The 12,041-nt window shown below is 32.5% G+C and carries 12 protein-coding genes; 2 read left to right on the top strand and 10 right to left on the bottom strand.

The window, feature by feature from the left end; all coding sequences use genetic code 11:
* Positions 1-422: prolyl-tRNA synthetase associated domain-containing protein (locus KGF52_RS18300; protein WP_227841173.1), on the top strand; the 422-nt coding region annotated here is incomplete at its 5' end.
* A gap of 229 nt (positions 423-651) precedes the next feature.
* Here the strand turns inward: KGF52_RS18300 and KGF52_RS18295 are convergent.
* The 5 genes from KGF52_RS18295 to KGF52_RS18275 form a co-directional block, all read right to left on the bottom strand.
* The gene (locus tag KGF52_RS18295; RefSeq protein ID WP_227841172.1) at positions 652-3,198 is read right to left on the bottom strand and encodes an ABC transporter permease; all 2,547 of its coding nucleotides are present in this window, start codon (positions 3,196-3,198) and stop codon (positions 652-654) included.
* 7 nt (positions 3,199-3,205) lie between these two features.
* Positions 3,206-3,883: an ABC transporter ATP-binding protein gene (locus tag KGF52_RS18290; RefSeq protein WP_227841171.1), complete on the bottom strand. Its 678-nt coding sequence runs from the start codon at positions 3,881-3,883 to the stop codon at positions 3,206-3,208.
* An 82-nt stretch (positions 3,884-3,965) separates the two neighbouring features.
* Positions 3,966-4,955 carry a sensor histidine kinase gene (locus tag KGF52_RS18285; protein ID WP_227841170.1) on the bottom strand — a complete coding sequence of 330 codons (990 nt, stop codon included), beginning with the start codon at positions 4,953-4,955 and terminating at the stop codon, positions 3,966-3,968.
* Entirely contained in the window at positions 4,942-5,628 is a 687-nt protein-coding gene (locus KGF52_RS18280) for a response regulator transcription factor (RefSeq protein WP_227841169.1), read from the bottom strand. The genes KGF52_RS18285 and KGF52_RS18280 overlap by 14 nt, the downstream gene beginning before the upstream one ends.
* Positions 5,629-5,802: 174 nt before the next feature.
* Positions 5,803-6,537 carry a class I SAM-dependent methyltransferase gene (locus tag KGF52_RS18275; protein ID WP_227841168.1) on the bottom strand — a complete coding sequence of 245 codons (735 nt, stop codon included), beginning with the start codon at positions 6,535-6,537 and terminating at the stop codon, positions 5,803-5,805.
* A 377-nt stretch (positions 6,538-6,914) separates the two neighbouring features.
* On the opposite strand from KGF52_RS18275, the gene KGF52_RS18270 reads away from it, so the two are divergent.
* Positions 6,915-7,493, top strand: coding sequence for an ABC transporter substrate-binding protein (locus KGF52_RS18270; RefSeq protein WP_227841167.1), 579 nt, complete (start codon positions 6,915-6,917; stop codon positions 7,491-7,493).
* A 134-nt stretch (positions 7,494-7,627) separates the two neighbouring features.
* Here the strand turns inward: KGF52_RS18270 and KGF52_RS18265 are convergent, their stop codons facing one another.
* The 5 genes from KGF52_RS18265 to KGF52_RS18245 all read right to left on the bottom strand — a co-directional run bounded on the left by KGF52_RS18265 (position 7,628) and on the right by KGF52_RS18245 (position 11,958).
* Entirely contained in the window at positions 7,628-8,869 is a 1,242-nt protein-coding gene (locus KGF52_RS18265; RefSeq protein WP_227841166.1) for an ABC transporter permease, read from the bottom strand.
* A gap of 20 nt (positions 8,870-8,889) precedes the next feature.
* Positions 8,890-9,756, bottom strand: a complete 867-nt coding sequence (locus tag KGF52_RS18260; protein WP_227828078.1) for an ABC transporter ATP-binding protein — start codon at positions 9,754-9,756, stop codon at positions 8,890-8,892.
* Between the two features lie 37 nt (positions 9,757-9,793).
* Positions 9,794-10,555, bottom strand: coding sequence for a hypothetical protein (locus KGF52_RS18255; RefSeq protein ID WP_227841165.1), 762 nt, complete (start codon positions 10,553-10,555; stop codon positions 9,794-9,796).
* Entirely contained in the window at positions 10,552-11,067 is a 516-nt protein-coding gene (locus tag KGF52_RS18250) for an RNA polymerase sigma factor (RefSeq protein WP_227841164.1), read from the bottom strand. The genes KGF52_RS18255 and KGF52_RS18250 overlap by 4 nt, the downstream gene beginning before the upstream one ends.
* Before the next feature lie 222 nt (positions 11,068-11,289).
* On the bottom strand, positions 11,290-11,958 hold the full coding sequence (locus KGF52_RS18245; protein WP_227841163.1) for a VanZ family protein: 669 nt from the start codon (positions 11,956-11,958) through the stop codon (positions 11,290-11,292).
* Positions 11,959-12,041: the final 83 nt, after the last annotated feature.

Raw genomic sequence — 12,041 nt, 5'->3', positions numbered from 1 at the left:
ATCCTGCAGTCTATACAATTGATGAAATGGAACAATTAAAAACACTACAAATGGAGTTTGTTGTAAAAAATTTATTCCTTCGCGATTCTAAGGGTAAAGAGCACTTTTTAGTTGTCTTAGGTAAGGATAAAAAAGCAGATTTAAAGGATATACGCCAAAAAATTGATAGTAAACCTCTTAGTTTTGCTTCTGAAGAAAGACTTGAAAAATATCTAAAACTTACTAAGGGAGCTGTAACACCTTTTGGTATATTAAATGATACCGATGCTATTGTAAAAATTGTATTTGATAAAGATTTATTAAAAATGGATAAAATAGGTATACATCCAAATGACAATACTGCTACTGTATTTTTAAAGTTTAAAGATTTAAAAAAGCTTATAGAAGAAAATGGAAATGAAATATACTATGTAGAGGTATAAGATTATTATTTTACATATAATAAAAAATAGATAAAGGGGATGTCTCAAAATAAAAATTTGAATTATCTCCTTTTTCATACAAAAAATAGAAAGGGGGTTCATAAGAACCCCTAATCTAATTCACATTACTTCTATATTATGAATTCTGTATTTTCAATGTCTAAATCGCCTTTCAGAACGATTGTGAATCATTTGAACTCAATCACACAGATATTTCTTTAATTTTCTATTAAGTCATATCATCCCTAAGTGCATCAATAATATTTTCTCTTTTTATCTTACTAATGGCATACAACATTGTAATGAACACTATAAAGAGAACGACAAATACGCTGATTCCGATGCTGGCCCATGGAAGTACAAAATCTATATCATCCGTGACCATTCCTTTATGAATTAGCCAGGAAGAAATTACCGCTATAGGAAGTCCAAAGAGTAGAGCCCTCATTCCATAAAAGGCACACTCAAAATTCATCATCTTCTGGAAATCGCGTTCAGACATTCCCACAGAGCGAAGCATGGCAAGCTCACGACGGCGCAGCTTAATATTTGTGGAAATTGTGTTGAACACATTGGCGACTGCAATCAGTGAGATCATAATGATAAAAGTATAGGCGAACACGTTGGCAATGAAGATGTAATTGCGGTTTTCGTCCATCATTCCATACATATTGTACAGGTTGTACTCGGCTGTAATCCCCTCACTCTCGATGATTTTCTCCATTTCTACAACTGACTGAGTGGGATTCTTTGATTGAAAGCTCAGACTTTTAATTCCTGTAGAAGCATTTGGAGTCTCAAACGCATCTTTGACAGAATAAGGTGCCAGCACTCTGAAGGAGGCTTTTCTCATCTTGGAGTTTCTGATGCCTGGGGGAGAATCTGGTGGCACGGTTTTGACAAACGCAATGTTTACGTTTTGTCTCTTGGACACCTTTGAATCGTCATTGGTTTCAGGAGTAAGGTCAACATTCGTAGAAGAATTTGTGAAGATATCAATAGTATGGTCATCCTCCACCATCATAGAAACGGCAATCATTTTTGCATTTTGCCCAGTATATTCTTCTTTTGGCAACCCCAAATCTTTGATAATATTGAGATAAGTACTGTCATCAAGAAACTGTATATCTACTGGCATATCAACCGTTTCATGTGGCGAATGTGAACCCTCATAGTTCAAGTAATCATCTGTAAGTTCACTTACTTTAACAACGCATGAATAGGTCATAAGTTCTTGATACAAGCCTTCGTAAACACCATTGGCAGTCTTCAGTTTATCGTAAAGCTGTAGCATTTTGCTGTCATTCATATCCTGTGTGGAAAAAATGATGTCCTGGTCAGTAACCTCTGACGCCTGATTTGAAACCCGTTTCAGATCTGCTACCAAAGCACTAGTTGATATGAACAGCACTATGCTTAAAACAAGCGACAACACAATGCTACGATAGCGTTTCTTGTTTCTTTTAAAATTTTTCAGTGCAAGAGTTCCCTCCAGACCGTAAATACGCTGTGCGAGCTTTGATATTTTCACGGCTTTGGATTCGATTTTTACCTCGTTCGTCTGGCGAATACACTCCATCACTGGTTTGCTAGCGGCCTTTCTGGCCGGAATATAAGCCGAGATTAAGATGGTAACCATGCTGACCACTGCCGCAACGACGATTGCGGGGATGGACAACGTCAAGGTCAAAGAGACGTTGGTGTAGAGAACATTTGCAAAATTTTTTGCGATAACAGAAATCACAAGCCCAATACTGACTATACCAACCGCAACACCAATCGGTATTCCAACAGCACCAATGCAAAGACCCTCAAACAGCACCGAATTACGTAGCTGCTTTGCTGTTGCTCCAACAGATGAAAGGATTCCGAACTGCTGTGTGCGTTCGTTCAACGACATGTTAAACGAATTATAGATTAGAAAAATCGAGCCGAGCATGATTATGGCGACTACAATACCCCCAACTGAGTACAAAAGCATATTGAACAAGTTGTTGTCGGAAATGCCCATAAAACGCAACACATTATCATTTAAAACGTAAGCATGGTCTCCAGTGCTTCTTGTATAGGAATGAACCTGATGTGGATTTTTCAACGTGACAAACAGGCTGAGGCTGTCCGATTTGACTTGTGCATCCGCTTTGGTTATCAATGTGTATCCTGGTGCGGAAGATTCCTCAAATACAGGCTTTCGGTAGGTCCCAACAACTGTATAGCTTCTCTCGCCTTGTGACACAAGAGTTTCATCCCCAGCAGTATATGGATCACTCTGACTAAGCTTCTTATTTCCATTCATACGGTTTACCACGGGCAAGGAAATAGTGTCACCCACCGCGAATTTGACGCCACCGTCTGTTGCAACTTTCCCAGAAACAAGAATCTCATCACTGTTTTCAGGTAATCTTCCAGAAATCAAAGTTATAGGCAAAGTATCAAAGGCTTCTTTGCTGAATCCGGCTATAAAAAGATATGGCTTGCTCGGATTTCTGTTACCATCAAGCGTTGAATAGCCAATATTTTCAAATGTTGCGGTATTTGCAACTTCATCGTTTCCTGTCTGTTCCTGTACGAAAGAGGGATTAACGTCCAGAAACTCGACGTGCCAATCGCCATACTTCTCAATCGAGCCATTTACCATATAGTTTTGCAGGGAAATAGCAAGTGTAGCAACTGCTGTAATCATGGCAGCAGACAGAACAACTCCGATAACCGTTACAATCGTTCGTGTGCGTCTCTTTTTCATGTTTTGCAGAGCAACTTTATTGAAAATGTTCATGATCTATCTACCTCCTCTCATCTCGTGTCACTTTGCCATCTGATATGCAGATAATGCGGTCTGCTTGCAAGGCTATATTTTCGTCATGTGTGACGATGATAAGGGTTTGACGATATTTTTTATTGCTTAATTTCAGTAGATTGATAATTTCATGACCATTTCGGCTATCCAAACTGCCTGTGGGTTCGTCAGCAAGCATGACCGCTGGAGCGTTCATCAAAGCACGTCCTATGGAAACTCGCTGTTGCTGACCTCCAGAAAGCTGATTGGGTAAATGTGTTTTACGGTCTTTTAGCCCAAGCAGATTCATCAAGTCATTCAAGCGTTCCTCGTTGACCTTTCGCTTGTCCATCAGTATAGGTAAAGTGATGTTTTCCACAACATTCAGAGTGGGAATTAGGTTGTGAAACTGGTAAATCAGACCGACTTGTCGTCTGCGGAAAATGGCTAGCTTTTCATTGCTTTGGGCGTATACATCCTGCCCGTCCAAATACACCTTTCCGCTTGTTGGTACGTCCACTCCACCGATGACGTGAAGCAATGTAGATTTTCCAGAGCCAGATGAACCTATGATTGCGGTAAACTCCCCCTTTTCTATTGTAAGTGAAACATTGTCAAGTGCAGTAACTTGGTTCTCGCCCTTGCCGTAGACCTTGCATAGATTTTCAATTTTTAAGAACTCCATTATGTAAGTCTCCTTTCTTATGGTTTACCCATATAATATAACTTTCAACTTACATCTCTGTGACTTTCAGGTGAGAGATTAGTCACTTTGGGAAACGAATGACAAATATCGCGCCACCTTGTTGGTGATTTTTTGCGGTAATCGTCCCCCCCTGACGTGTTATAATTATCTTACAGAGAGCCAATCCAATTCCATATCCTGTGGCTTCTGAGTTTTTCCCACGATAAAACCTGTCAAACAAGTAGGGTAAATCTTCTTTTTCAAAGCCTGTTCCACTGTCATGGATAGCAATTTCAGTAAACAGTGGGTTGTCCTCACAAACAATCTCAATCTTCCCACTATCACCTGCACTTTCTATGCAATTTTTGAGAATATTTTGAATTGCTTCCGAAAGCCAACCTGAATCGCCCTGAATAATCATTCCTTTAGGCACGTCTATTTGCAAAGCAATGTTATGCAGTTCAATTGGGATTAGAAATGGTCGAAGTGAGTTGCATATCAAGTTGTTCACATCTATCTGCTCGCTTTGGAAAACTACAATACCTGCGTCCAAGCGAGATAATTTCAATAGGGAAGTAATCAGCCAATCCATCTGTACAAATAATTCCTCTGTTTCCCGCACTAATGCTTTTCGTTGATTTTCATCAGGGTTATTTGATAGCAATGACAGAATAATGTTCGCGGATGTGAGAGGTGTGCGGAGTTGGTGGGCTATGTCAGCTAACGAATCGGCAAGATGTTCTTTTTCTTTTTTTAGCGCATCATTTTGTTCCCGAATACACAGCGTCATTTTTGTTATCTCGCTGTGCAGAATGGAAAGTTCGCCTTCATCCGATTCACCAATATACAGATGGTCATCATTATGAAGCACAAGATCGATTTGATTTGAAATCTGTGCAATGCTTTCATATCGAGCTTTGGTAAAAGAGAAAAACGCTACACCAAAAGCAGTAACAGAAGCAATGGCAAGGATTCCCGCCGCCATATTTATTGCAAATCCAAGTGTTACAGTGGTGACAGCCATTAAAGAGAATAAAATGGCAAACTTCTTAAACTCACTATTCCGAAGCATAACCGCCCCCCAATCTATATCCTGTACCACGAACGGTCAGAATTATTTGTGGGTTTGCTGGGTCGCTCTCTATCTTCTCCCTCAAGCGCTTTATGTACACAGTCAATGTATTATCATTGACGAACTCACCCGCCGCGTCCCATAATTCGTCAAGTAGCCTGCTTCTTGTAATAATACTTTTTGGGTTACTGATAAAAACCAACAACAAGCGGTATTCTAAAGCTGAAAGAAAAACCTCATTGCCATTTTTTTTCACGACACCACTTGCCATATCTACATGAAGCCCACAGATTTCAAAAGCCGATTCTGAACGTCCACTTTTTCGTAGGGCAGTTGCAATTCGCGCAATCAATTCACGCGGACGAAAAGGCTTGGTTATATAGTCATCTGCCCCTATATTCAGTCCAGTAACAACACTCGCCTCATCGCCTGAAGCTGTCAGAAAGATAACGGGAATATCTTGAATTTCTTTAATTTCCGTGCAAACTGTAAAGCCATTTCCATCAGGCAAGGAAATATCAATCAATGCCAAGTCAAATTTATTACTGGCAAGTGTGGCAATAGCTTCACCTCGCGTAGGAGCGTGGGTGACTGTAAATCCCTCCGATTGCAGCAAAAGCATAAGATTTTTAGCAATTGCCTTATCATCCTCAACCAAAAATATCCGTTTCATTTATTTTCACCATCCTTTAGTTTATACTACTATGTAGTCTGTTAGCTGAAACAAACCACATATTCCTCATTTTTTTGCCCACTTAATCCGCATAGCAGAGCAATGGCAGATTACCATCCAGGTTTGCTCCAATTTGCCCATAATCACTTGCAACCAAAATTCCACTATTTTTTATTACTTTTTCCTTGCAGAAACAAGTAACATCATAGGTCTACGTAATTCATCTTTCATTTCAGAAATTGTATTTAATAATTTCTCTTCTGGTTGAGGTTCAATGATTTCTAATATCTCAAATCCAGCTTTAACTAAAGTATTTAGATAAGTAGTTAATGTTTTATGATATTTTATAACTTCTTCACCTAAAAAATTTGATTTTCGAAGTCCCTCTGTAAAATAGTTATCTACCGGCCAGTGTAAATTGTTTCCATCTTTATCACAGTACCATTCTTGAGTTCCATATGCAGTGAATATAGGATGTTCAACCGAAAATACAAAATCTCCTCCGCTTGAAAGACAATTGCTTATATTTTTACATATCTCTTCAAATGATTGAATATAATGAAAAGCCAAAGAACTAATTACTACATCAAAACAATCTTTTGGGAAATCTATATCTTCAATGGGCATACATATGTATTTTATATTATCAGATTTTGTTTTATTTCTTGCTTCTTTTAGCATCTTTTCTGAAATATCAATTCCAATAGCAGACTCTGCACCATTTTCAACTGCATATTGACAGTGCCATCCAAAACCGCATCCTAAATCTAATACTCGTTTTCCCTCGAAGTCAGGTAACATTTTTTTTAGAGTGTGCCATTCTCCAGCACCTTCAAGCCCTTTTTTAGAGCGGTCCATATTACTGTATTTGCCAAAAAATTCATCATTGTCATATTTATTTTGTTTCATTTAATTTCCTCCATTTTAACTGTACTTGTTTAACTATATTCGTTAGATTATAAAATGTAAACTTTCACTACCTTACATAAAAATATTTTTAAATTTATAGAATTAAATTATTGTTTATATGGATTAATTTAATATCTATTATTAATAAACTTTATGCCTATATAATTTATATAAAAATATTACTGTTTTAATTTTATATCTTAATTTACAAATAATCAATACAATCTATTTAATATAGTTGATTACTTGAAAGTCAAACATAAAAATTATTTTTAACTTCTTGTAGAAATAAATTCTATATATATATATTTTTGTAACAACTACAATAAATATTTAATATTATATATTATTCGGATGTCTTATAGGAGGTATTTATTATGTTTAAAAAAATAATCGCAATTGCAAGTTCTATTGTTATGAGTACAATATGCTTAACTGGATGTGATTTTAACTCTAACGATAAAAATGATAACTCTGCTTCAGCTAAAGATTTAGATAAAGTAACTATTGCAGAAGTTACTCATTCTGTTTTTTATGCTCCACAATATGCTGCTATTACAAAAGGATTCTTTGAGGATGAAGGAATAAAGGTTGACCTTATAAATACTCAAGGTGCGGATAAAACTATGGCAGCTTTAATTTCAGGTGAAGCAAATGTAGGCTTAATGGGTCCTGAAGCTTCCATATATGTATATAATCAAAACAAAAACGATTATGCTGTAAACTTTGCTCAATTAACTAAAAGAGATGGGAGTTTCTTAGTTGCTAGAGAAAAAATGCCTAATTTCTCCTACGATGATTTGAAAGGTAAAGAAATATTAGGTGGTAGAAAAGGTGGAGTTCCATTAATGACTTTTGAATATGTTTTAAAAGACAAAGGGCTTACTATTGGAGAAAATTTAAAAGCAGGCAATGTTAATGTAAGAACTGATGTACAAAAATCAGTCTATTTATAACTGTGATTTATAGCATCTAAAATACATATTATATAATTATTACTAAGTTTAATTTCAATATAATCTAAAAAAGATATAAATGAAGAATTCTTCGTTTATATCTTTTTTATGTTATTATTTTTATATTATGTATTTTAACTAACTTGATGTTTTCTAAAGTTATTCTTAATAAAAGGTAAAATAATAATTGATAATATTAAACCTGTAAAAATAATCATTGTAGGTAAATCTATTATTAAGCTTCCAAATCTGTAGTTTATATACTCAGAAAATGAGAATGAAATAGCATTTGATGGCAAAATTCGAAGAATCTGATTATATAGCCAATTTGTCTCACTATATTTTAAGAACAGTGGTATAAATAGCAACGCTATATCTGTAATTAAAACAGGAAAAGGCGATTTCATGCAAGAGGATAATAAAAGTGTAAATCCAATTAATGCTATTAATATCATATAGATAACCAAAATACTCAATAAAGTTGCCTGTAAAAATGTAACTGGGTATGGTGTTGAGCTTACAGTAAGTTGTAATGGTAAATTCCATCCATCTACTCCAAAGGACAATAGAAGAATTCCAATAGATATAATTGTATTTATTGTAAAAACAATTGTACCAAATAGAAAGGAACTTATTATTTTAGCTGTTATAACTTTTGTTTTTCCATATTTAGAAGACAATATCAATGAATCAGTGCCTGATTGATATTCTCCTGAAAATACAGAAGCTATACTTATACATATAGCTAATATAGTAAAAATTAGTAGGTCTCTACCCAGTAAAAAATAATTCCATCCTTCATAATATCCATTTAAATAGGGTTCGTTTATTTTCTTATTCTTAGATAACCAAAATTCTTTTTCTTTTTGTGTATAATTTCCATCTGAATATTCACTATTTAATATTGTATTTACCTTTTCATTTCTAAACTTATAAAAATTAGTTCTATTTTTTAATGATATTGATTGAAGTATCATAGAATTAATATCATTTGGTTCACTATATGATTCTGTTATAAAGTTATAAAAAGTTTTATTTGGGTAAAAGAATCTCAAATAAACATCTTGTTTAAAATTTGAAAAACCATTTTCATCTTTTACAATATTATTTGGATTATTAAATATCTTTTGATATTTTCTGATTGAGTTTTCTACTTTTTTATCTGTTATGTATCCCTCGTTTAATTTAGATTGTTGTTTTCCAAGTTCAATAGCTTGTAGACCTCTATACTCTTTTCCATTATCATCATAAGATTTTTCTTTAAGTGGCATTAAGGCAAAAAGAAATATACTTAAAACCAAACTTCCTAAAATAACTGCTATTGTAGATTTTCTTCTTATTATCTTTTTTAATTCAAATTTAATTAATGTAGACATATTTATCACCTCACACACATTTATAGTACTTCATTAAAACAATATAAATATAAATCTTCTAATGTTGGCCTTATATTACATGCATTATCATGTGGCTTTGTATTACTTATAATTCTAAGAGTGGCAACACCTCCAGAGTGATGAATATTTGCTAAACAATATTTACCAGTCATATAATCTACTTCATTTTTATTAACCACACATTTCCATACTTTATCTTCTATTTTCGATGTTACTGCTTCTACTGAGCCCTCCAAAATGAGATTTCCTTTTTTCAGTATTAAAATTTTATCTGCAATATGTTCTACATCAGATACAATATGAGTAGATAAAATTACAATCTTTTCCTTAGAAAATTCTGAAATCAAATTACGAAAACGGACTCTTTCTTTTGGGTCCAAACCTGCTGTTGGTTCATCTAGTATTAAAATTTTAGGGTCATTAAGTAACGTTTGAGCAAATCCAAGTCTTTGTTTCATACCACCAGAAAATGTTCTTATTTTTTTATTAACTACACCTGATAATCCAACCATCTCTAATAATTCTTGTGATTTTTCTTTTGCGTAGCTAGGAATTAACCCTTTTAATGAAGCTATATATAACATAAACTCTTTTGCAGTAAAGTCTGGATAATATCCAAAGTCTTGAGGAAGATATCCAATCATATCTCTAAAATCTTCTCCCATATCTAAATTATTTTTACCATCTACCTTCACTTCTCCAGAAGTTGGGATTAATACCCCACAAATCATTCTTATAAGAGTTGTTTTTCCTGCTCCATTTTCTCCCAATAATCCATATATACCTTCATTTAGCTTGAATTCTATCCTATCTACTATAATTTTGTTATCATATTGTTTTGTTAGACGTTCTAAACTCAGTTCCATACAATTCCTCCTAATACTGTATATTGTTATTTATTATTTAAATGATAATGTTTTCAAATGAACAAAGATGTTTCCATGTTTTTTTTATTTCATATATTAATATTACTGATGTTACTAAAAAAATAATTAACCATTGGTCTATTGCTTCAAATTGATATATACTATTTTTGAAAGTACCAAGCATAAATATTAACAAGACAAGAGATATACCATAAATCATACAATAGTAATTTGTATACCTACCTTTATTTCTATTTATAATTTCTAAGCATCCAATACACATTAAGTTAAAAGGTACTAATATATAAATTATTATATACAAGATATTGATATCAATTATTTGTTTTGCTAGTAATAAGATAACGCACATAAATAATAAATCGCTTACTCCAAAAACAATCATTCTAGTAGCAATAATTTTATGTAATGTATTTTTTGTTGAAAATTCTATTTCCAATACACTATTATTATATACTTTTGCTATCTCCTCTATATTGGTCAATATAAAAAGTGGAGCTGCTACAGAAACCAAGGCTAACATCTCATAAAATGAGTTATTATCTCTTGATGTATTGAATAGCAATATACATATTGTACATAACACTAGAAATTGCATAATCCAAGTTCTTTTTCGTATAAAACCAATTTGAGACATAAAAAAATCTATACTATTCATTCTTTTATCAGTATTACTAAACGTCATTTTATGTATGGTTTCAATAGTCTTTTCAAAAGCTGAAGCTTCATATTTAGGAACTGTATACTCAATTAAACTTTTTTTAATTTTTTTCTTGTTCATAGTTTACCTCCTTCCATATATGTTTCTAATTTTTTTAAGGCCATATTCATCCTATACTTTGTAACAGATACACTTGAATCCATAATCTTAGCAATATCCTTAAATTTTAAATCATGATAATACCGCAAAATTACTACTTCAAATTCTACTTCTGGCAATTTAGTCAAAGCTTCTTTTACAAATATTTTGTTTTCTACATCTACTAGTTCTTGCTTAGACTCCTCTTTGTCTAGTGACTCTAAATAGAGGGGTTGTTTTTTCTTCCAAAAATCCTTACACTTATTTCTAGCAATAACATATAAATAATTTTCAAATTTACCATAATGTTTATAATTACTTATATTTTTTATAACTGTTACAAATACATCTTGAGTCAAGTCCTGTGCAGTCATTTGATTATCTACATGGCGATAACAATAACAATAGACGCTATTATAATGTTTTTCAATTAAAGTATCAAACAATTCTTTTTTACCTGCTTTTATTTGTGCTATAATCCTAGCATCACTCACTATTATCACCTCCGTCACTATATATAACGATTTAAATTAAAGAAAAGTAAGTATTAAAAAATTTAATTTATTATTTTACATTTAAAAACAAAGGTAATCTATAAGTGACTTTGCACCTTTAGATAATACCTTATTTATTCTTTATTTTATTTATCATCAAATTTTTATAGATAACTATTTTAAATTTAAATATAATATATAAAACTAAGCATTGACTATAATTTAATTATCCTCTCTTAAAGTATCGTGTTTATAACTTTTAATATCATCCTCAAGAACCTCTTTTGAGTTACTATTTAATTCTTTATTTATGTATATCTTGTCTATAAAATATTTAAGCTTTCCTCGATAAGACAATTTAAATGTAATGTATGCAATAAAACCACCTAAAGTATTCATTATCAAATCATCTATATCTACAGCCCTTAACTGTGGAACTATAGATAAGCAGTTCATGATTAATTGAATAATTTCTATTGATAATGATATTAAAAAGGTAACTGCAATTGCCTTTTTAATATTTCTTACACTTGATTTTATTAAACATAGATATAATGTAAATGGGAACAACAACAAGGTGTTTCCAACTAAATTATTTTTTAGAAGATTTGTATTTTTATATTCACCTTCTAAAAAATCTTTAAATGGTAATAGATTTATATTCATTTTTTCATAAATAGTAAATCCCGAAAAATAGCTTTCATTTGTATCTATTGGCAAGATAACTAAACTTATTAATATAAATAAATAAAGAATAAATAGATTAACAATTATTTCTTTCAAAAAAATATACTTTTCCTTATTCTTATGCTTATTTATAAGTGAAATTACTCTAACTATTACCCATATTGGTAATCCATACACAAATAACTCCATTATATCAAATTTCATAATCTTCCTCCTTAGTATTTTGTAAATTGAAAACTTCAAGTAATTTTATCCTTATAAATTTGATTTATATAGTATAAATTACT

The sequence above is a fragment of the Clostridioides sp. ZZV15-6597 genome, from assembly GCF_020657815.1.
GTDB lineage: Bacteria > Bacillota > Clostridia > Peptostreptococcales > Peptostreptococcaceae > Clostridioides.
Note: the sequence above shows the minus strand (reverse complement) of the source record. Positions and strands in the feature narration are given on the sequence as shown.